Source organism: Enterobacter sp. CCUG 70166 (genome assembly GCF_020224095.1).
GTDB classification, from domain to species: Bacteria; Pseudomonadota; Gammaproteobacteria; order Enterobacterales; family Enterobacteriaceae; genus Enterobacter; species Enterobacter intestinihominis.
In genome coordinates this window covers 58,178-78,744 of sequence record NZ_NRIQ01000039.1, presented here as the reverse complement: position 1 = coordinate 78,744, position 20,567 = coordinate 58,178, and the positions used below count along the sequence as shown (strand labels likewise).

The window sequence follows — 20,567 nt, the reverse complement described above, 5'->3', positions numbered from 1 at the left end:
ATGACTGAGGGCTGTCAGCGATGCCCTGGTCCGGCTGTAAATCGCTGAGGCGTTTGCCTTCCGGCCGGGGCGAGGCGCAGGGATGCGCCGAGAGGGCGGCTTTACAGGGACGTTGCCTCCGCCCGTACCCGATAAGCCGGAAGGAATAAGCCGAGGGCACCGCGAAGCGGCGATTTACCGCCGGGAGCCCGGGTCGCCAGGGTGGTGGCGACTGAGCCACCCTGGCACGTTCACCGGTCATGTCCTTACAGAGTAGCAAGGAACATAAAGTGAACGGAATGACCACCACCGCCGTATGTTCCCCTCACCCTAACCCTCTCCCCGGAGGGGCGAGGGGATTGCTCAGTGCTCGCATTAATTTGTGGGGAACCCTCTCCCACGGGGAGAGGGAATAAAGATTATAGTCCGAGGGCGTATTTCAGTGCCTGACGCTTCAGACCACCGGCACGTTCCGCTGCCATCAATCCAATATTGCGCAATATCCGCACCGGACCCACGTCATTGCTGAACCCGGCATAGAACAGATCCATCCCCGACTGCATAATGAAGTTATCCGCCATACGGCGCGTCTGGTAGCGCTTCAGTACCTGATGGCTGGCCCAGGCTTCCGCGTGGGCGCGAGCGTTACCCAGCACATCCAGTAACGCATCGACGTCACGGTATCCCAGGTTAACCCCCTGCCCCGCCAGCGGATGAATGGTGTGCGCCGCGTCTCCCACCAGGGCCAGCCCTTCACGGGCATACTGCAACGCATGGCGTCGCATCAGCGGGAATGCGCCAGCGGCAACCGGGGTCACGTTACCCAGACGGCGCGGGAAGTGCTGGCGGATTTCGCGCTGCAACTGATCCATGGACAGCCCCTGCAACTGTCGAATGCGCGCCGGCTTGTCGTACCACACCAGCGAAGCCCAGTTATCAAACAACGGTAAGAATGCATGCGGGCCGTTCGGCGTAAAATGCTGCCAGGTGCTTTCGCCCGGCGCGTTTTCTGACTGCACGGTGATCAGCATGCAGGACTGCTGATACTGCCAGGCATGGATCCCAATGCCTGCCATCTGCCTGACCTGCGAGTTCGCGCCATCCGCCCCCACCAACAGCTTCACGGCCAGCTCATCGTTGTTATCCAGCGTCAGGAGATATCCACCTTCATGACGATGCAGGGCTTTCAGCGAGTCCGGAACGCGCAGCGTCACCTTCGGGTGCGCCTCCAGCGCCTGCCAGAGTGCCTGCTGGAGCACGTTGTTTTCCACCATATAGCCCAGGCGCGGCAGTTTCAGCTCGGCGGCGTCAAACGAGACGTGAGCATTTTCCCACTCCCAGGTTTCAAGACGGCTGTAAGGGTGCGCGCGCATCGCCAGCACCGCCTCCCAGACGCCCAACCCGCGAAGCAGATCAACAGAGGACGCGCTGATGGCGGAAATACGCACGTCCGGTTGGCTGGCAGGATCGAATACCGGCGGAGCCGCCTGTTCAATAACGGTTACGTCAAATCCCTGCTGCGCCAGCCCCAGCGCCAGTGCGCCGCCGACCATACCGCCGCCAACAACGGCAACTTCGGTGTTCAGGAGTGTCATGGTCACTATTCCTTATTGGAGAATACCTTAAGTTTACCGGATTTTTGCGGCCCTGAGGTTGACAACCTTCATACTGGTCACAACCGCACCAAAGCATTACAATACGCGGCTTGCAATCCTGAGCTGAGCAAGTCGATGACTAAAAAACTCCATATAAAAACCTGGGGCTGTCAGATGAACGAATACGATTCATCTAAGATGGCCGATCTGCTGGATACCACCCACGGATACCAGCTGACTGAAAATGCGAAAGAAGCCGATGTGCTGCTGCTGAACACCTGTTCAATTCGTGAAAAAGCACAGGAAAAAGTCTTTCATGTGTTAGGCCGCTGGAAGCTTCTCAAACGGAAAAATCCGGACCTGATCATTGGCGTGGGTGGCTGCGTCGCATCGCAGGAAGGTAAGCTGATCCGCCAGAGAGCCCCCTATGTGGATATCGTTTTTGGCCCTCAGACCCTGCACCGCCTGCCAGAGATGATTAACCAGGTTCGCGGCAGCCGTAGCCCGGTGGTTGACGTGAGTTTCCCGGAGATCGAGAAATTTGACCGTCTGCCAGAGCCGCGCGCTGATGGCCCGACCGCCTTCGTCTCCATCATGGAAGGCTGCAACAAATACTGTACTTACTGCGTGGTACCTTACACCCGCGGTGAAGAAGTGAGCCGCCCGGCAGACGATATCCTGTTTGAAATCGCGCAGCTTGCCGCGCAGGGCGTTCGCGAAGTGAACCTGCTGGGCCAGAACGTGAACGCCTGGCGCGGGGAAAACTACGACGGCACCACTGGCAGCTTTGCTGAACTGCTGCGTCTGGTGGCGGCGATTGACGGCATTGACCGCATTCGCTTTACCACCAGCCATCCGATGGAATTTACCGACGACATTATTGACGTCTATCGCGATACGCCAGAGCTGGTGAGCTTCCTGCACCTGCCGATCCAGTGCGGCTCTGACCGCGTGCTGAACCTGATGGGTCGTCCACATACGGTGCTGGAGTATAAGTCCACCATCCGCAAGCTGCGTGAAGCGCGCCCGGATATCCAGATTAGCTCCGACTTTATCGTCGGCTTCCCTGGCGAAACCGCTGATGACTTCGAGCGCACCATGAAGCTCATCGGCGAGGTGAATTTCGACGTCAGCTACAGCTTCATCTTCTCAGCACGCCCGGGCACCCCAGCGGCCGATATGGTTGACGATGTGCCGGAAGAAGAGAAAAAGCAGCGTCTGTATATTTTGCAGGAGCGTATCAACCAGCAGGCCAACGCCTGGAGCCGTCGTATGCTCGGCACTGTCCAGCGTATTCTGGTGGAAGGCACTTCCCGTAAGAGCATCATGGAACTGTCTGGTCGAACCGAAAATAACCGCGTGGTGAATTTTGAAGGCACCCCGGACATGATTGGTAAGTTTGTGGACGTCGAGATTGTCGAAGTGCTCACGAACTCGCTGCGCGGGAAGGTGGTACGCACTGAGGACGAAATGGGTCTGCGTATTGCACAGACTCCGGAATCCGTTATCTCTCGCACCCGTAAAATCAACGATTCTGGCGTAGGTATTTACCAGCCCTGATCCCTCTGGCCTGCCTGTCCGGCAGGCCTTGTATTTCCTCTCATCACCCCCAATATCTACCGCAACGCTTGCGCCTTTATTCTATGGCGTGAATAATTTCGGTAATGACCGTTTTATTACGCCGTTTGGCCACAGGTCAGTTAACCAAATAAAGAGGAACAGTTTGAACATAGATACGCGTGAAATTAGCCTTGAGCCCGCAGACAACGCTCGCCTGCTGAGCCTGTGCGGGCCGTTTGATGACAACATCAAACAACTGGAGCGACGTCTGGGTATCGAAATCAATCGTCGCGATAACCATTTCAAACTCACCGGACGCCCAATCTGCGTCAACGCCGCGGCAGATATTCTCCGCAGCCTGTATGTTGATACCGCCCCGATGCGCGGTGAGATCCAGGATATTGAACCTGAACAGATCCACCTGGCCATCAAAGAGGCGCGCGTGCTTGAGCAGAGCGCGGAAAGCGTGCCGGACTATGGCAAAGCCATCAACATCAAAACCAAACGCGGCGTGATTAAGCCTCGTACCCCGAACCAGGCACAGTACATCGCCAATATTCTCGACCATGACATCACCTTTGGCGTGGGTCCGGCGGGTACGGGTAAAACCTATCTGGCCGTTGCTGCTGCTGTCGATGCGCTTGAGCGTCAGGAGATCCGCCGTATCCTGCTGACCCGCCCTGCTGTAGAAGCCGGTGAGAAACTCGGCTTCCTGCCGGGCGATTTAAGTCAGAAAGTGGACCCCTACCTGCGCCCGCTGTACGACGCGCTGTTCGAAATGCTCGGCTTCGAGAAAGTTGAAAAGCTCATCGAACGTAACGTGATTGAAGTGGCCCCGCTGGCCTACATGCGTGGGCGTACGCTTAACGACGCGTTCATCATTCTGGATGAGAGCCAGAACACCACCATTGAACAGATGAAGATGTTTCTGACGCGTATTGGCTTTAACTCGAAAGCGGTTATTACCGGTGACGTCACTCAGATTGACCTGCCGCGTAACACCAAATCGGGTCTGCGTCACGCCATCGAAGTGCTGGCCGAGGTAGACGAAATCAGCTTCAACTTCTTCCACAGCGAAGACGTGGTACGCCACCCGGTGGTCGCGCGTATCGTTAACGCTTATGAGGCCTGGGAAGAGGCAGATCAGAAGCGCAGGGCCGAGCTGGCCGCAGAACGTAAGCGCGAAGCGCAGGAGCATGAACAGAAATGAGTCAGGTGATCCTCGATTTACAGCTGGCCTGTGAAGATAATTCCGGCATGCCAGAAGAGGCACAGTTTCAGAAATGGCTGGATGCCGTTATCCCCCAGTTTCAGGAAGAATCAGAGGTCACGATTCGCCTGGTGGATGAAGCAGAAAGCCATGAGCTCAACCTGACCTATCGCGGGAAAGATAAGCCGACCAATGTGCTCTCTTTCCCGTTCGAAGCCCCTCCGGGCATTGAGATGCCGCTGCTGGGCGATCTGATCATCTGCCGTCAGGTGGTTGAGCAGGAAGCCAAAGAGCAGCAAAAGCCGCTGGAAGCGCACTGGGCACACATGGTGGTGCACGGTAGCCTGCATCTTCTGGGTTACGACCATATTGAAGATGACGAAGCGGAAGAGATGGAATCCCTCGAGACAGAGATAATGCTTGCTCTGGGCTATGAGGATCCGTACATTGCCGAGAAAGAATAGTCAGTCACTGACTACCATGCCGCCGCGCAGGGACATAGCGCGGCGGTTAACGTTGAACTAACAAGAGAACCCTTAACAAACGCCATGAGCGACGACAATTCACACAGTAGCGACACGACAACCACTAAAAAGGGATTTTTCTCCCTCATCCTGAACCAGCTTTTCCACGGCGAACCGAAAAACCGTGACGAACTGCTGGAGCTGATTCGTGATTCCGGGCAGAACGACCTTATCGACGAAGATACGCGCGAAATGCTCGAAGGGGTGATGGACATCGCCGACCAGCGCGTCCGCGACATCATGATCCCCCGCTCGCAGATGATTACCCTGAAACGCAACCAGACGCTGGACGAGTGCCTCGATGTGATTATCGAATCGGCTCACTCACGTTTCCCGGTCATCAGCGAAGACAAAGATCACATCGAAGGGATTTTGATGGCGAAAGATCTGCTGCCGTTTATGCGCAGCGATGCCGAAGCCTTCAGTATGGAAAAAGTGTTACGTCCGGCCGTGGTTGTGCCGGAAAGTAAACGTGTGGATCGGATGCTGAAGGAGTTTCGCTCCCAGCGCTATCACATGGCGATTGTTATTGATGAATTTGGTGGCGTTTCCGGTCTGGTCACAATCGAAGACATCCTTGAGCTGATCGTGGGCGAAATCGAAGATGAGTATGACGAAGAAGAGGATATCGACTTCCGTCAGCTGAGCCGCCACACCTGGACCGTGCGCGCGCTGGCCTCCATTGAAGACTTCAATGACACCTTTGGCACCAGCTTCAGCGATGAAGAAGTGGACACCATTGGTGGTCTGGTGATGCAGGCCTTCGGCCATCTTCCGGCCCGCGGTGAAACCGTTGACATCGATGGTTACCAGTTCAAGGTCGCAATGGCTGACAGCCGACGTATTATTCAGGTTCATGTCAGAATGCCGGACGACTCACCGGTGCCAAAACTGGAAGATTAATGTAAATGGCATTTGCCCCACTCTTTGAACGCCAGCGCGTCCGTTTGCTGCTGGCGCTGTTACTTGGAGCCAGCGGTACGCTGGCTTTTTCTCCTTACGATATCTGGCCAGCCGCTATTCTCTCCCTGATGGGGCTACAGGGTCTTACCCTGAATCGTCGTCCGGTACAGGCCGCGGCCATAGGCTACTTCTGGGGGCTGGGGCTGTTTGGCTCTGGTATCAACTGGGTCTACGTCAGTATCGCGCAATTTGGCGGAATGCCGGGGCCGGTTAACGTCTTCCTGGTTGTGCTGCTCGCCGCCTATCTTTCGCTCTACACTGGCCTGTTCGCCGGTATTCTATCTCGTCTGTGGCCTAAAACGACCTGGCTGCGCGTCGCGATAGCGGCTCCCGTTGTCTGGCAAATCACCGAATTTCTGCGCGGCTGGGTACTGACCGGCTTCCCGTGGTTGCAGTTCGGCTATAGCCAGGTGGACGGCCCGCTGAAAGGTCTGGCTCCCGTCATGGGCGTAGAGGCGATTAACTTCCTGCTCATGGCGGTCAGCGGCCTGCTGGTGCTGGCTCTGGTGACACGTAACTGGAAGCCGCTGGTTGCCGCGTTAATCCTGTTTGCCCTGCCTTTCCCACTGCGTTATATCCAGTGGTTCACGCTGGAGCCCGCGCGCGCCACGCAGGTATCGTTGATACAGGGCGATATCCCGCAGTCATTGAAATGGGATGAGAATCAGCTGCTGAACACGCTGAAAATCTACGCCAACGCCACCGAAAAGGTGATGGGTAAATCGCAGCTCATCATCTGGCCTGAGTCTGCGATCCCGGATCTGGAGATCAATCAGCAGCCCTTCCTGAAGATGATGGACGATCTGCTGCGCGCGCGCGGCAGTACGCTGATTACCGGAATTGTGGATGCGCGTCTCAATCAGCAGAACCTCTATGACACGTACAACACGATCATTACGCTCGGTAAGGACAGCGAATACAGCTATACCTCCACCAATCGTTACAACAAAAATCACCTTGTACCGTTTGGCGAGTTTGTTCCGCTGGAGTCTATTCTGCGCCCACTGGCACCGTTCTTTGACCTGCCGATGTCCTCATTCAGCCGGGGCCCTTACGTTCAGCCGCAGCTGCATGCGCACGGGTTTGCCCTGACGGCCGCTATTTGCTACGAGATTATCCTCGGCGAGCAGGTGCGCGATAACTTCCGCCCGGACACCGACTATCTGCTGACCATCTCAAACGATGCGTGGTTCGGTAAATCGATCGGCCCGTGGCAGCACTTCCAGATGGCACGAATGCGTTCTCTGGAGCTGGCACGTCCGCTGTTGCGCAGCACCAATAACGGCATCACCGCCGTGATTGGTCCGCAGGGTGAAATCCAGGCCATGATCCCGCAGTTCACCCGTGAGGTGCTGACCACGAAAGTGACGCCAGCTACGGGCCTGACGCCTTATGCGCGCACCGGGAACTGGCCGCTGTGGATCCTGACCACGCTGTTCGGTTTTGCCGCCGTAGTGATGAGCCTGCGTCAGCGTCGTAGATAACCTGGCCTTCTGTTGCCGGGTGGCGGCTACGCCTTACCCGGCCTACTCTCCGGCGCAGCCGCCACCCGACAATTTCCTCCTAAACTTCAATTCTGGCACGCCTGTTGCTTTGTTTAATTACGCAAACGCTGTCTGGCTTAACGTGCAACCTTGTCGCACCAGCATGGATCTCCGGTAGCACCGAAACGGTGCAACGAGAGATTATTGCCTCTAAATGGTGCGGCGCGCTTCGCAAAAATAAACAATAACGCAGCAAAATCTTTACATTAAGCCAGACTAAATGTTAACAAGCTTGCATAACACTGCACTCGCATTGCGCGAGATATAACAACATCACAATGGGTATCAAAGCGTCACTGGCGCTGATAAGAAAGGAGTTGGGTATGCAATTACGTAAACTGGCCACAGCAATGCTGGTTATGGGAATGTCTGCGGGCATCGTTCACGCTGAAGACGCTCCGGCAGCAGGAAGCACTCTCGACAAGATTGCCAAAAACGGCGTGATCGTGGTCGGCCACCGTGAATCTTCTGTCCCGTTCTCTTACTACGACAACACGCAAAAAGTCGTGGGCTATTCACAGGATTACTCCAACGCCATCGTTGAAGCCGTGAAGAAAAAGCTGAACAAACCTGACCTGCAAGTGAAGCTGATCCCCATCACTTCACAGAACCGTATTCCTCTGCTGCAAAACGGCACATTTGATTTTGAATGTGGCTCAACCACCAACAACCTTGAGCGTCAGAAACAGGCCGCTTTCTCGGACACTATCTTCGTTGTAGGCACCCGCCTGCTGACGAAGAAAGGCGGCGATATCAAAGATTTTGCTGACCTGAAAGGCAAAGCGGTTGTCGTGACCTCCGGTACCACGTCCGAAGTGCTGCTGCACAAGCTGAACGACGAGAAGAAAATGGACATGCGCATCATCAGCGCGAAAGATCACGGCGACTCCTTCCGTACCCTGGAAAGCGGTCGTGCCGTTGCGTTTATGATGGATGACGCTCTGCTGGCAGGCGAGCGCGCCAAGGCGAAGAAACCAGACAACTGGGAAATCGTCGGGACTGCGCAGTCGAAAGAAGCTTACGGCTGTATGCTGCGTAAAGGCGATGAAGGCTTCAAAAAGCTGATCGATGACACCATCGCTCAGGCGCAAACCTCTGGCGAAGCGGCAAAATGGTTCGACAAATGGTTCAAGAACCCAATTCCACCAAAAAACCTGAACATGAACTTTGAACTGTCTGACGACATGAAAGCGCTGTTCAAATCACCAAACGACAAAGCTCTTAACTAACTAGAACGACAGGGGCGGGATCTCCTGCCCTCTCGATTGTCGGGAAGCATGGACAGACTATACGTTGAGTGGTCGTTCCCCACTCAGCGCAAAAATTGAGCTTCTCACCAATCTTCGAGGGTAGCGCTGCTACCCTCTTTTTTCTGGAGTTTACTATGTCAATTGACTGGAACTGGGGCATCTTTCTGCAACAAGCCCCGTTCGGCAACACCACCTATCTCGGCTGGCTGTGGAGCGGCTTTCAGGTTACCGTTGCGTTATCGATAACGGCGTGGATTATCGCGTTTCTTGTCGGTTCGCTGTTCGGTATTCTGCGTACCGTCCCTAACCGTTTTCTCTCTTCGATTGGCACGCTCTATGTGGAACTGTTCCGTAACGTTCCGCTGATCGTGCAGTTCTTTACCTGGTATCTGGTGATCCCGGAACTGCTGCCGGAAGATCTCGGCATGTGGTTCAAGGCCGAGCTGGATCCTAACGTACAATTCTTTGTCTCCTCCATGCTGTGTCTGGGACTGTTCACCGCTGCGCGCGTCTGCGAGCAGGTGCGTGCCGCCATACAGTCACTGCCACGCGGACAAAAGAATGCGGCACTGGCGATGGGCCTGACCCTGCCACAAGCCTACCGTTACGTACTGCTGCCTAACGCTTACCGCGTCATCGTTCCGCCGATGACCTCCGAGATGATGAACCTGGTAAAAAACTCGGCCATCGCCTCAACCATTGGTCTGGTAGATATGGCGGCGCAGGCGGGCAAACTGCTGGATTACTCCGCTCACGCATGGGAATCCTTCACGGCAATCACGCTCGCCTATGTTCTGATTAACGCTTTCATCATGCTGGTGATGAACCTGGTTGAACGCAAAGTACGCCTGCCGGGCAATCTGGGGGGCAAATAATGTACGAATTTGACTGGAGTTCCATTGTTCCCTCCATGCCTTATCTGCTGGATGGCCTGGCGATCACCTTAAAGATTACCGTAATCGCCATTATCGTCGGTATTGTCTGGGGCACCCTGCTGGCAGTGATGCGCCTGTCGAGCTTTAAACCGCTCGCCTGGTTTGCTACGGCTTACGTTAACGTGTTCCGCTCCATTCCACTGGTCATGGTGCTGTTGTGGTTTTACCTGATTGTTCCCGGCTTTTTACAGAACGTGCTGGGACTGTCGCCGAAAACCGATATCCGCCTGATCTCTGCCATGGTGGCATTCTCCATGTTTGAAGCCGCCTACTACTCCGAGATCATCCGCGCAGGTATTCAGAGTATCTCGCGCGGGCAGTCTAGCGCTGCGCTGGCGCTCGGTATGACGCACTGGCAGTCCATGAAGCTTATTATTCTGCCGCAGGCGTTTCGCGCCATGGTTCCGCTGCTGCTGACGCAGGGCATCGTCCTGTTCCAGGATACCTCCCTGGTCTACGTGCTGAGCCTGGCAGACTTCTTCCGTACCGCCTCCACCATTGGCGAACGTGACGGAACGCAGGTTGAGATGATCCTCTTCGCAGGCGGGGTCTATTTTGTGATTAGTTTAAGCGCATCGCTGTTGGTCAGCTGGCTGAAGAAAAGGACCGTATAATGATTTCCCTGAAAAATGTTTCTAAATGGTATGGGCACTTTCAGGTGCTGACCGACTGCTCAACAGAAGTGAAAAAAGGCGATGTGGTGGTGGTATGCGGCCCGTCCGGCTCCGGTAAGTCGACGCTTATCAAAACCGTTAATGGGCTGGAACCTGTCCAGCAGGGCGAGATTGTCGTTAACGGCACCAAAGTGAATGACCGCAAAACCAACCTTGCCCAGCTTCGCTCCCACGTTGGGATGGTGTTCCAGCATTTTGAGCTGTTCCCTCACCTCTCCATCATTGAGAACCTGACGCTGGCGCAGGTGAAAGTGCTGAAGCGCGACAAAAAAGCGGCGCGTGAAAAGGGACTGAAGTTGCTGGAACGCGTCGGGCTGTCTGCACATGCGGATAAGTTCCCGGCGCAGCTTTCAGGTGGCCAACAGCAGCGCGTGGCAATCGCGCGTGCGCTGTGCATGGATCCGGTGGCGATGCTGTTTGATGAGCCGACGTCCGCGCTCGATCCTGAGATGATCAACGAAGTGCTGGACGTTATGGTGGAACTGGCGCACGAAGGGATGACCATGATGGTGGTGACGCACGAAATGGGCTTCGCCCGTAAAGTGGCCAACCGTGTGATCTTCATGGATGAAGGGAAAATTGTTGAAGACTCACCGAAAGAAGAGTTCTTCGCAAATCCTAAATCTGAACGTGCAAAAGACTTCCTCGCCAAAATCCTGCATTAATCTTTTTAGTGCGCAATCTGTGGATTGCGCACTGCTTCACGCTTTAGATCTCTTTTTCTATTCGGCGTCACATCGCAGCGTTAACCTTGTCACAAATAATGCTAAGAATGGAGAACGCCATGGCACAGCCTATTATTCTCGACTGCGATCCGGGTCATGATGACGCGATCGCACTCGTCCTTGCTCTTGCCTCCCCTGAACTGGACGTAAAAGCTGTCACCTCCTCTGCAGGGAACCAGACGCCGGATAAAACCCTGCGAAACGTGTTGCGCATGTTAACGCTGCTAAAACGCACCGATATTCCGGTCGCAGGTGGCGCCATTAAGCCGCTAATGCGCGAGCTGATCATTGCGGATAACGTTCACGGTGAAAGTGGGCTGGATGGCCCGGCGCTGCCGGAGCCGGGTTTCGCACCACAAAACTGTACTGCCGTCGAGCTCATGGCGAAAGTTCTGCGTGAAAGCGCAGAGCCCGTGACGCTGGTGGCGACCGGCCCGCAGACCAACGTAGCGCTGCTGCTGAACAGCAATCCTGAACTGCACAGCAATATCGCCCGTATCGTCATCATGGGCGGGGCAATGGGGCTGGGGAACTGGACGCCAGCCGCGGAGTTCAACATCTTTGTTGACCCGGAAGCCGCAGAAATCGTCTTCCAGTCGGGCCTGCCGATTGTGATGGCGGGGCTGGACGTTACCCACCGCGCACAAATTATGGCGCAGGACATCGAACGATTTCGTACTGTGGGTAACCCGGTTGCAACAACCGTGGCAGAGCTGCTCGATTTCTTTATGGTGTATCACAAAGCCGAGAAGTGGGGATTCCACGGCGCCCCGCTGCATGACCCATGCACCATCGCCTGGCTACTGAAGCCGGAAATGTTTACCACGGTCGAGCGTTGGGTTGGTGTGGAAACACAGGGGAAATATACCCAGGGAATGACGGTGGTGGACTATTACTCGCTGACGGGAAACAAGCCGAATACCACAGTGATGGTGGATATCGATCGGAAAGCGTTTGTGGATTTGCTGGCGGAGAGGCTGGCTTATTATTCTGCGGCCTGATGCCCTCTCCCACAGGGAGAGGGAGCAGACACTAAAAACGGCAACGACGTTGCCGTTTTGCTTTTACCTACGGCTCAAACGGCCGACGCTGGAACTGGTCGTGCCCGCATTTCGGACACAGCGACAGCATCTCCGGCGTATAAACGGCGATATGGTGGTGGCACTTCTCACACACCAGGTTCCCCAGCCCCACCACTTCGCCGCTGTGATAGACACCGTGGTGGTTTAAATCCTGGAACACCTCGCGCCACTCCAGTTGGGTTTTATCGGTAATATCCGCCAGCTCCTGCCACAGGCTCTCTTTAATTACCCGCATAAAAACACTGTCGGCGATTTCGTCCTGGCTCTCTTCATAGCTTCGCGCAAACTCTTCCAGGTCGCGGCGCACGGCGCGCGTCACCTCTTCCACTTCGGTTCGCGATAACTCACCCGTTTGCGTCACGCGTGCGCGTGCCTGTTCGACCAACGCGTCGATATCACGCTCGCCGTTACGCAGCCTTTCCGTCAGAGTCGCTACCAGTTCACGGTAAAATTGAGCAACCTTGTTCATCATTTTGCCTCCCGGGTAAGTAACTGTCTCTAATAATAGACCTTATTTCGTCGCCGCTTTGTCAGGTGAAGCACAGACCCGGTAAATTCCTGCAAAGTGCATTTGCGTGAAAGGCTGTTTTGACGCGGGCGTTTGGGCTATGCTATGCGGATCTGAATTACCACATCCATTGGCTACATTTGTAGCTGTATTGAACACAGGACCACTGGCTGCCATGCAAGAGCAATACCGCCCGGAAGAGATAGAATCAAAAGTCCAGCAACACTGGGACGAGAAGCGCACCTTTGAAGTAACCGAAGACGAGAGCAAAGAGAAGTATTACTGCCTGTCGATGCTTCCCTATCCTTCTGGTCGACTACACATGGGCCACGTGCGTAACTACACCATCGGTGACGTGATTGCACGCTACCAGCGTATGCTGGGCAAAAACGTACTTCAGCCTATCGGCTGGGATGCGTTCGGCCTGCCTGCTGAAGGCGCGGCGGTGAAAAACAACACGGCACCGGCTCCGTGGACGTACGACAACATCGCGTACATGAAAAACCAGCTGAAAATGCTGGGCTTTGGCTATGACTGGAGCCGCGAGCTGGCAACCTGTACCCCGGAATACTACCGCTGGGAGCAGAAGTTCTTCACCGAGCTGTATAAAAAAGGCCTGGTCTACAAGAAAACGTCCGCCGTTAACTGGTGCCCGAACGACCAGACCGTTCTCGCGAACGAGCAGGTTATCGATGGCTGCTGCTGGCGCTGTGACACCAAAGTAGAGCGTAAAGAGATCCCGCAGTGGTTTATCAAAATCACCGCCTACGCTGACGAACTGCTGAACGATCTGGATAATCTGGATCACTGGCCTGACACCGTTAAGACCATGCAGCGCAACTGGATCGGCCGTTCCGAAGGTGTGGAAATTACCTTTAACGTAGAAAACTACGACCAGACGCTGACCGTCTACACCACCCGTCCGGACACCTTCATGGGCGCGACCTACCTGGCCGTGGCCGCAGGTCACCCGCTGGCGCAAAAAGCGGCGGAAAACAATCCGGAGCTGGCGACCTTTATCGACGAATGCCGCAACACGAAAGTGGCCGAAGCCGACATGGCGACGATGGAGAAAAAAGGCGTTGATACCGGCTTCAAAGCGATCCACCCGCTGACGGGCGAAGCGATACCTGTCTGGGCCGCCAACTTCGTACTGATGGAATACGGCACAGGCGCCGTGATGGCCGTGCCGGGTCACGATCAGCGCGACTACGAATTTGCCACCAAATACGGCCTGACCATCAAGCCTGTTATTCTTGCTGCTGACGGCTCTGAACCCGATCTCTCTGAGCAAGCGCTGACTGAAAAAGGCACCCTGTTTAACTCCGGTGAGTTCAGCGGCCTGAGCTTCGAAGAGGGCTTCAACGCCATCGCCGACAAACTGGCCTCCCTGGGCGTGGGCGAGCGTAAAGTGAACTACCGTCTGCGCGACTGGGGCGTTTCCCGTCAGCGTTACTGGGGTGCGCCAATCCCAATGGTGACCCTGGAAGACGGCACCGTGATGCCAACGCCGGAAGATCAACTGCCGGTGATCCTGCCGGAAGACGTGGTCATGGACGGCATCACCAGCCCGATCAAAGCCGATTCTGAGTGGGCAAAAACCACCGTCAACGGTCAGCCAGCGCTGCGTGAAACCGACACCTTTGACACCTTTATGGAATCCTCCTGGTACTATGCGCGCTACACCTGCCCGCAGTACAAAGAAGGCATGCTGGATTCCGATGCTGCAAACTACTGGCTGCCGGTAGACATCTATATCGGTGGCATTGAACACGCCATCATGCACCTGCTCTACTTCCGCTTCTTCCACAAACTGATGCGTGACGCAGGCCTGGTCAACTCCGACGAACCGGCAAAACAGCTGCTGTGTCAGGGTATGGTGCTGGCAGATGCGTTCTACTACGTTGGCGCGAACGGTGAACGTAACTGGGTTTCTCCGGTTGATGCGATTGTGGAGCGCGACGAGAAAGGCCGTATCGTGAAGGCGAAAGACGCCGAAGGTCATGAACTGGTTTATACCGGCATGAGCAAGATGTCCAAGTCTAAAAATAACGGTATCGACCCGCAGGTGATGGTTGAGCGTTACGGCGCTGACACCGTGCGTCTGTTCATGATGTTCGCCTCCCCGGCAGATATGACGCTGGAATGGCAGGAATCCGGCGTTGAAGGGGCAAACCGCTTCCTGAAACGCGTCTGGAAACTGGTTTACGAGCACACCTCACAAGGTGATGCGCCAGCGCTGAACGTGGCTGCACTGAGCGAAGATCAGCAGGCGCTGCGTCGTGATGTTCATAAAACCATTGCGAAAGTCACCGATGATATTGGTCGTCGTCAGACCTTCAATACCGCAATTGCGGCTATTATGGAACTGATGAACAAGCTGGCAAAAGCCCCGCAGGACGGCGAGCAGGATCGCGCGTTAATGCGCGAAGCGCTGCTGGCGGTCGTTCGCATGCTGAACCCGTTCACGCCGCACGTTAGCTTCACCCTGTGGCAGGAGCTGAAAGGCGAAGGGGATATCGACAACGCGCCGTGGCCAGTGGCGGATGAATCCGCTATGGTGGAAAACACCACGCTGGTTGTGGTGCAGGTTAACGGTAAAGTGCGCGGTAAAATTACCGTCGCGGTCGACGCAACCGAAGAACAGGTTCGCGAGCGCGCAGGCCAGGAGCATCTGGTCGCGAAATACCTTGAGGGCGTTACCGTACGTAAAGTGATCTACGTACCCGGTAAACTGCTGAATCTGGTCGTTGGCTAAGCGCGGGAGGAAACGTGCGACACCTGGCAACAATACTCTTATCTCTGGCGGTGCTGGTCACCGCTGGCTGCGGCTGGCACCTGCGCAATACCACGGCAGTGCCGGCTCAGATGAAAACAATGATCTTCGACTCATCCGATCCGAATGGACCGCTGAGCCGGGCCATTCGTAACCAGCTGCGTTTGAACGATGTTGAGCTGATCGAGAAGGGAACCCTGCGTCAGGATGTTCCTTCGCTCCGCGTCCTGAAATCAACGCTGTCACAAGACACGGCATCGATCTTCCAGGATGGACGAACCGCGGAATATCAAATGGTGCTTACCGTTGATGCGGCCGTTTTAATGCCAGGTAAAGATATTTACCCTATCAATACCAAAGTCTACCGCTCGTTCTTCGATAACCCGCAGACGGCCCTGGCAAAAGACGCCGAACAGCAGATTATCATCAAGGAAATGTATGATAAGGCCGCGGAGCAACTGATCCGCAGACTGCCTGCCATTGCCGCGTCGACGAAAAAAGGCGCTGACGTTATCGAAACACCGGATGCCAGCACGCCGGATATGCCAACGTCGCTGGGTAACTGATGATCAGGTTGTATCCTGAACAACTCCGCGCGCAGCTCAACGAAGGGCTGCGCGCGGCCTATCTGCTACTCGGCAATGACCCCCTGTTACTTCAGGAAAGCCTTGATGCGGTTCGCCATGCGGCAGCCGCGCAGGGTTTCGATGAGCATCATACGTTCCAGATCGATAACAGTACCGACTGGAACGCTATCTTCTCGCTTTGTCAGGCCATGAGCCTGTTTGCCTCTCGTCAGACAATCCAGATCGTGCTGCCAGAGAATGGTCCTAACTCGGCCATCAATGAACAGCTGACCATGCTGGTGAGTTTATTACACGGCGATCTGCTGCTTATCGTACGCGGTAACAAGTTCACGAAAGCGCAGGAAAACGCGACCTGGTTTACCCAGCTTGCCACCAATGCGGTACTGGTCACCTGCCAGACGCCAGAACAGGCGCATCTGCCAAAATGGGTTGCCGCGCGCGCAAAGCTGCACAATCTGCAACTGGATGATGCCGCCAGCCAGCTCCTTTGCTATTGCTATGAAGGCAACCTTCTGGCACTGGCGCAGGCGCTGGACAGGCTCGCCCTGCTGTGGCCCGATGGCAAGCTGACGCTACCGCGCGTGGAACAGGCGGTGAATGATGCCGCGCACTTTACTCCCTTCCACTGGGTTGATGCGCTGCTGTCGGCTAAAAGTAAGCGAGCCCTGCACATACTGCAACAGCTGCGCCTGGAAGGGAGTGAGCCGGTCATTCTGCTCCGCACGCTCCAGCGCGAATTACTGCTGCTGAACAACCTTAAACGTCAGTCGGCACATACGCCCCTGCGCGCCTTATTCGATAAACATCGCGTCTGGCAGAACCGTCGGGCGATGACCACGGAGGCGATAAACCGCCTGAGCCAGGAGCAGTTGCGTCAGGCAGTGCAACTTCTGATGCGCGCCGAACTGACGTTAAAACAGGACTACGGCCAGTCTGTCTGGGCGGAGCTGGAGAGCCTCTCTTTGCTGCTCTGCCATAAGGCGCTGGCAGACGTATTTATCGATGGGTGATATGCATTCTTTACAGGCAATGTATGGCGGGACCTTCGACCCGGTACACTATGGGCATCTTAAGCCGGTAGAAATCCTCGCGAATTTGATTGGGTTGCAGCGGGTAATCATCATGCCCAACAATGTTCCTCCGCATCGTCCTCAGCCAGAAGCAACCAGCGAGCAGCGCAAAGCGATGCTCGCGCTGGCTATCGCAGATAAGCCTCTCTTCACGCTGGATGAGCGCGAATTGCGCAGGGATACCCCTTCCTGGACATCGCAAACGCTGCGGGAGTGGCGCGCTGAGCAGGGGCCCATGCAACCGCTGGCGTTTATCATCGGCCAGGATTCCTTGCTCAACTTTCCCAGCTGGTACCAGTACGAAACCATTCTGGAAAACAGTCATCTGCTGGTCTGCCGCCGTCCGGGCTACCCGTTGACCATGCGCGACGCGCAGCATCAGCAGTGGCTTGACACGCATCTGACGGACAATATAGAAGACCTGCACAGTCTACCCGCCGGGAAAATTTACCTCGCTGAAACGCCGTGGTTTGATATTTCCGCGACCCTCATCCGCGAGCGTCTTCAGCAGGGTTTAGACTGTGACGCTCTCCTGCCCTCGCCCGTGCTGGCCTATATCCACGCACACGGTTTGTATCAGAAAAGTACAGATGCCTGATCATCACCGGCGAAATTGTCTGTTAATGTTTATCCTGCCTTGACAGGCTAAGCCATACTGATATCCTCCGCTGCCAGACTTTCCCGCCGATCGCTGCTTTACAGAAATTGTTTTACAAAAATGGCGATGCAATCTCAGGCGGAGGGTGGGATGATACCCGCCTTCAAAAGCCGGGCGGTGACATTTGTCCCGCGACTGGCGTCAGTTCAGGTATACTGACTGGCCACGAATTCATAGTTGTACAATCTCATTCACCCAGGGGGAAAACTTGCAGGGTAAAGCACTCCAGGATTTTGTTATCGACAAAATTGATGACCTGAAAGGTCAGGACATCATCGCTATCGACGTTAAGGGTAAATCCAGCATCACCGACTGCATGATCATCTGCACCGGGACCTCAACTCGTCACGTTGTTTCGATTGCTGACCATGTTGTTCAGGAATCGCGCGCGGCAGGGCTGCTTCCGCTGGGCGTTGAAGGTGAAGCGACCGCTGACTGGGTGGTTGTCGATCTCGGCGATGTGATTGTCCACGTCATGCAGGAAGAGAGCCGTCGCCTGTATGAGCTGGAAAAACTCTGGGGTTAATGCGTGAAGTTGCAACTGGTCGCCGTCGGCACCAAAATGCCGGACTGGGTACAAACCGGTTTTACTGAGTATCTGCGTCGTTTCCCAAAAGATATGCCGTTCGAACTGGTGGAGATCCCAGCAGGAAAGCGCGGCAAGAACGCAGATATCAAACGTATTCTCGATAAAGAGGGAGAGCTGATGCTGGCTGCCGCAGGCAAAAACCGCATCGTGACCCTCGATATCCCGGGAAAACCCTGGGATACGCCGCAGCTGGCGCACGAACTGGAGCGCTGGAAGCAGGATGGTCGTGATGTCAGTCTGTTGATTGGCGGACCAGAGGGGTTATCTCCCGCCTGCAAAGCGGCAGCAGAACAAAGTTGGTCACTCTCGGCGCTGACGTTGCCCCACCCGCTTGTGCGGGTTCTCGTGGCAGAAAGTTTGTATCGCGCATGGAGCATCACTACCAACCACCCTTATCACCGCGAGTAATGACTGACCAGGGTAATTTAAGCAGCGGATGAAACTACAGAATTCTTTTCGCGACTATACGGCTGAGTCCGCGCTGTTTGTGCGCCGGGCGCTGGTCGCCTTTACGGGGATTTTGCTGCTTACCGGCGTGCTGATCGCCAACCTCTATAATCTGCAAATTGTCCGCTATACCGATTACCAGACCCGCTCAAACGAAAACCGTATCAAGCTGGTGCCCATCGCGCCCAGCCGCGGCATTATCTACGATCGTAACGGCACCCCGCTGGCGCTAAACCGCACCATCTACCAGATAGAGATGATGCCAGAGAAAGTGGATAACGTGCAGGATACGCTGAACGCGCTGAGAAGCGTTGTCGACCTGACTGATGACGACATCGCTGCGTTCAAAAAAGAGCGCGCACGTTCTCACCGCTTCACCTCTATTCCGGTAAAAACCAACCTGACGGAAGTGCAGGTCGCCCGTTTTGCCGTTAACCAGTACCGTTTCCCCGGTGTGGAAGTCAAAGGCTATAAACGCCGCTACTATCCTTACGGCTCCGCGCTGACGCACGTCATTGGCTACGTCTCCAAAATTAACGATAAAGACGTCGAACGCCTTGATAAAGACGGCAAGCTGGCTAACTACGCCGCAACCCATGATATCGGCAAGCTTGGGATTGAACGTTATTACGAAGATGTCCTGCACGGTCAGACCGGGTATGAAGAGGTTGAAGTTAACAACCGTGGCCGCGTGATCCGTCAGCTCAAAGAGGTTCCCCCACAGGCGGGACATGACGTTTATCTGACGCTCGACCTGAAGCTACAGCAGTATATCGAAACGCTGCTGGCGGGTAGCCGGGCCGCCGTAATCGTGACCGACCCGCGTACCGGCGGTATTCTGGCGATGGTTTCTATGCCAAGCTACGATCCGAACCTCTTCGTGGATGGCATCTCCAGCAAGGATTACTCCGGCCTGCTCAACGATCCAAACACCCCGCTGGTGAACCGCGCCACGCAGGGGGTTTATCCTCCAGCCTCAACGGTAAAACCGTATGTCGCCGTTTCTGCGCTGAGCGCGGGCGTCATTACCCGTAATACCAGTCTGTTTGACCCTGGCTGGTGGCAGTTGCCTGGCTCTGAAAAACGCTACCGTGACTGGAAAAAATGGGGTCACGGCCATCTGAACGTGACCAAATCACTGGAGGAGTCGGCGGATACCTTCTTCTATCAGGTCGCCTACGACATGGGTATTGATCGTCTGTCTGAATGGATGAGCAAATTCGGCTACGGACATTACACCGGTATAGATTTGGCGGAAGAACGTTCCGGCAACATGCCAACCCGCGAATGGAAGCTGAAGCGCTTTAAAAAACCCTGGTATCAGGGTGATACCATTCCGGTGGGGATCGGCCAGGGCTACTGGACGGCAACGCCGCTGCAAATGAACAAGGCGATGATGATCCTCATCAACGATGGCGTTGTGAAAGTACCGCACCTGCTGCAAAGCACCGTAGAAGACGGCAAAAAAGTGCCATGGATACAGCCGCACGAGCCGCCGGTGGGTGACATTCATTCCGGGTACTGGGAAATCGCCAAAGACGGGATGTATGGCGTAGCCAACCGCCCTAACGGGACGGCGCACAAATATTTCGCTGGCGCACCGTATAAGGTTGCCGCGAAATCAGGTACGGCTCAGGTCTTCGGTCTGAAAGCGAATGAAACCTATAACGCACATAAAATTGCCGAACGTCTGCGTGACCACAAGCTCATGACGGCGTTTGCCCCTTATGATAACCCGCAGGTTGCGGTGGCGATGATTCTTGAGAACGGCGGCGCAGGCCCGGCGGTGGGTACCATCATGCGTCAAATCCTCGACCACATCATGCTGGGTGATAACAACACCGAACTGCCAGCTGAAAACCCGGCAGCCGCTGCGGCGGAGGACCAATAA

Annotated in this window: 19 protein-coding genes; 17 read left to right on the top strand and 2 right to left on the bottom strand. The window is 55.3% G+C overall.

Annotated elements, in window-relative coordinates; translation table 11 throughout:
* Positions 1 to 398 precede the first annotated feature (398 nt).
* On the bottom strand, positions 399 to 1,574 hold the full coding sequence (gene ubiF / locus CKK19_RS17915) for a 3-demethoxyubiquinol 3-hydroxylase (protein WP_063853993.1): 1,176 nt from the start codon (positions 1,572 to 1,574) through the stop codon (positions 399 to 401).
* A 135-nt stretch (positions 1,575 to 1,709) separates the two neighbouring features.
* Here ubiF and miaB point away from each other — a divergent pair, with 135 nt between their 5' ends.
* The 10 genes from miaB (at position 1,710) to rihA (ending at position 11,960) form a co-directional block, all read left to right on the top strand.
* The gene (gene miaB / locus CKK19_RS17910) at positions 1,710 to 3,134 is read left to right on the top strand and encodes a tRNA (N6-isopentenyl adenosine(37)-C2)-methylthiotransferase MiaB (protein ID WP_063853992.1); all 1,425 of its coding nucleotides are present in this window, start codon (positions 1,710 to 1,712) and stop codon (positions 3,132 to 3,134) included.
* A 163-nt stretch (positions 3,135 to 3,297) separates the two neighbouring features.
* Complete coding sequence (locus CKK19_RS17905) at positions 3,298 to 4,344, top strand: PhoH family protein (protein WP_022647440.1); 1,047 nt, start codon at positions 3,298 to 3,300, stop codon at positions 4,342 to 4,344.
* Positions 4,341 to 4,808 (top strand): rRNA maturation RNase YbeY, encoded by a 468-nt coding sequence (gene ybeY / locus CKK19_RS17900; RefSeq protein WP_003858677.1) that lies wholly within the window; start codon positions 4,341 to 4,343, stop codon positions 4,806 to 4,808. The genes CKK19_RS17905 and ybeY overlap by 4 nt, the downstream gene beginning before the upstream one ends.
* Positions 4,809 to 4,892: 84 nt before the next feature.
* Positions 4,893 to 5,771 carry a CNNM family magnesium/cobalt transport protein CorC gene (gene corC, locus CKK19_RS17895; protein ID WP_003858679.1) on the top strand — a complete coding sequence of 293 codons (879 nt, stop codon included), beginning with the start codon at positions 4,893 to 4,895 and terminating at the stop codon, positions 5,769 to 5,771.
* A 5-nt stretch (positions 5,772 to 5,776) separates the two neighbouring features.
* A complete protein-coding gene (gene lnt, locus CKK19_RS17890) occupies positions 5,777 to 7,315 on the top strand; it encodes an apolipoprotein N-acyltransferase (RefSeq protein WP_063853991.1) in 1,539 nt (512 codons plus the stop codon).
* Positions 7,316 to 7,698: 383 nt separating this feature from the next.
* Positions 7,699 to 8,604 (top strand): amino acid ABC transporter substrate-binding protein, encoded by a 906-nt coding sequence (locus tag CKK19_RS17885; protein WP_022647438.1) that lies wholly within the window; start codon positions 7,699 to 7,701, stop codon positions 8,602 to 8,604.
* A 155-nt stretch (positions 8,605 to 8,759) separates the two neighbouring features.
* Positions 8,760 to 9,500, top strand: coding sequence for a glutamate/aspartate ABC transporter permease GltJ (gene gltJ / locus CKK19_RS17880; RefSeq protein WP_015571133.1), 741 nt, complete (start codon positions 8,760 to 8,762; stop codon positions 9,498 to 9,500).
* Positions 9,500 to 10,174, top strand: a complete 675-nt coding sequence (gene gltK, locus CKK19_RS17875; protein ID WP_022647437.1) for a glutamate/aspartate ABC transporter permease GltK — start codon at positions 9,500 to 9,502, stop codon at positions 10,172 to 10,174. The genes gltJ and gltK overlap by 1 nt, the downstream gene beginning before the upstream one ends.
* Positions 10,174 to 10,899 (top strand): amino acid ABC transporter ATP-binding protein, encoded by a 726-nt coding sequence (locus tag CKK19_RS17870; RefSeq protein ID WP_006809622.1) that lies wholly within the window; start codon positions 10,174 to 10,176, stop codon positions 10,897 to 10,899. The genes gltK and CKK19_RS17870 overlap by 1 nt, the downstream gene beginning before the upstream one ends.
* Positions 10,900 to 11,018: 119 nt before the next feature.
* Positions 11,019 to 11,960 (top strand): pyrimidine-specific ribonucleoside hydrolase RihA, encoded by a 942-nt coding sequence (rihA, locus tag CKK19_RS17865; protein WP_063853990.1) that lies wholly within the window; start codon positions 11,019 to 11,021, stop codon positions 11,958 to 11,960.
* A gap of 67 nt (positions 11,961 to 12,027) precedes the next feature.
* Here the strand turns inward: rihA and CKK19_RS17860 are convergent, their stop codons facing one another.
* The gene (locus tag CKK19_RS17860; protein WP_225455195.1) at positions 12,028 to 12,510 is read right to left on the bottom strand and encodes a zinc ribbon-containing protein; all 483 of its coding nucleotides are present in this window, start codon (positions 12,508 to 12,510) and stop codon (positions 12,028 to 12,030) included.
* 214 nt (positions 12,511 to 12,724) lie between these two features.
* Here CKK19_RS17860 and leuS point away from each other — a divergent pair, with 214 nt between their 5' ends.
* The 7 genes from leuS (at position 12,725) to mrdA (ending at position 20,567) form a co-directional block, all read left to right on the top strand.
* Positions 12,725 to 15,307: a leucine--tRNA ligase gene (gene leuS, locus CKK19_RS17855; protein WP_063853989.1), complete on the top strand. Its 2,583-nt coding sequence runs from the start codon at positions 12,725 to 12,727 to the stop codon at positions 15,305 to 15,307.
* 14 nt (positions 15,308 to 15,321) lie between these two features.
* Entirely contained in the window at positions 15,322 to 15,891 is a 570-nt protein-coding gene (gene lptE / locus CKK19_RS17850) for an LPS assembly lipoprotein LptE (protein ID WP_022647432.1), read from the top strand.
* Positions 15,891 to 16,922 carry a DNA polymerase III subunit delta gene (gene holA / locus CKK19_RS17845; RefSeq protein WP_023299590.1) on the top strand — a complete coding sequence of 344 codons (1,032 nt, stop codon included), beginning with the start codon at positions 15,891 to 15,893 and terminating at the stop codon, positions 16,920 to 16,922. The genes lptE and holA overlap by 1 nt, the downstream gene beginning before the upstream one ends.
* Positions 16,915 to 17,580, top strand: coding sequence for a nicotinate-nucleotide adenylyltransferase (gene nadD, locus CKK19_RS17840; protein WP_063853988.1), 666 nt, complete (start codon positions 16,915 to 16,917; stop codon positions 17,578 to 17,580). Before holA ends, nadD begins: the two co-directional genes overlap by 8 nt.
* A 268-nt stretch (positions 17,581 to 17,848) precedes the next feature.
* Complete coding sequence (rsfS, locus tag CKK19_RS17835; RefSeq protein WP_003858696.1) at positions 17,849 to 18,166, top strand: ribosome silencing factor; 318 nt, start codon at positions 17,849 to 17,851, stop codon at positions 18,164 to 18,166.
* A 3-nt stretch (positions 18,167 to 18,169) separates the two neighbouring features.
* A complete protein-coding gene (gene rlmH, locus CKK19_RS17830) occupies positions 18,170 to 18,637 on the top strand; it encodes a 23S rRNA (pseudouridine(1915)-N(3))-methyltransferase RlmH (protein WP_003858701.1) in 468 nt (155 codons plus the stop codon).
* Between the two features lie 28 nt (positions 18,638 to 18,665).
* Complete coding sequence (mrdA, locus tag CKK19_RS17825) at positions 18,666 to 20,567, top strand: peptidoglycan DD-transpeptidase MrdA (RefSeq protein ID WP_015571138.1); 1,902 nt, start codon at positions 18,666 to 18,668, stop codon at positions 20,565 to 20,567.

Coding starts and splice junctions, on each gene's coding strand:
- leuS (WP_063853989.1), top strand. CDS start 12,725: ATGCAAGAGCAATACCGCCCGGAAGAGATAGAATCAAAAGTCCAGCAA.
- ybeY (WP_003858677.1), top strand. CDS start 4,341: ATGAGTCAGGTGATCCTCGATTTACAGCTGGCCTGTGAAGATAATTCC.
- corC (WP_003858679.1), top strand. CDS start 4,893: ATGAGCGACGACAATTCACACAGTAGCGACACGACAACCACTAAAAAG.
- lnt (WP_063853991.1), top strand. CDS start 5,777: ATGGCATTTGCCCCACTCTTTGAACGCCAGCGCGTCCGTTTGCTGCTG.
- nadD (WP_063853988.1), top strand. CDS start 16,915: ATGGGTGATATGCATTCTTTACAGGCAATGTATGGCGGGACCTTCGAC.
- ubiF (WP_063853993.1), bottom strand. CDS start 1,574: ATGACACTCCTGAACACCGAAGTTGCCGTTGTTGGCGGCGGTATGGTC.
- CKK19_RS17860 (WP_225455195.1), bottom strand. CDS start 12,510: ATGAACAAGGTTGCTCAATTTTACCGTGAACTGGTAGCGACTCTGACG.
- rihA (WP_063853990.1), top strand. CDS start 11,019: ATGGCACAGCCTATTATTCTCGACTGCGATCCGGGTCATGATGACGCG.
- CKK19_RS17885 (WP_022647438.1), top strand. CDS start 7,699: ATGCAATTACGTAAACTGGCCACAGCAATGCTGGTTATGGGAATGTCT.
- mrdA (WP_015571138.1), top strand. CDS start 18,666: ATGAAACTACAGAATTCTTTTCGCGACTATACGGCTGAGTCCGCGCTG.
- miaB (WP_063853992.1), top strand. CDS start 1,710: ATGACTAAAAAACTCCATATAAAAACCTGGGGCTGTCAGATGAACGAA.
- CKK19_RS17870 (WP_006809622.1), top strand. CDS start 10,174: ATGATTTCCCTGAAAAATGTTTCTAAATGGTATGGGCACTTTCAGGTG.
- gltK (WP_022647437.1), top strand. CDS start 9,500: ATGTACGAATTTGACTGGAGTTCCATTGTTCCCTCCATGCCTTATCTG.
- gltJ (WP_015571133.1), top strand. CDS start 8,760: ATGTCAATTGACTGGAACTGGGGCATCTTTCTGCAACAAGCCCCGTTC.
- holA (WP_023299590.1), top strand. CDS start 15,891: ATGATCAGGTTGTATCCTGAACAACTCCGCGCGCAGCTCAACGAAGGG.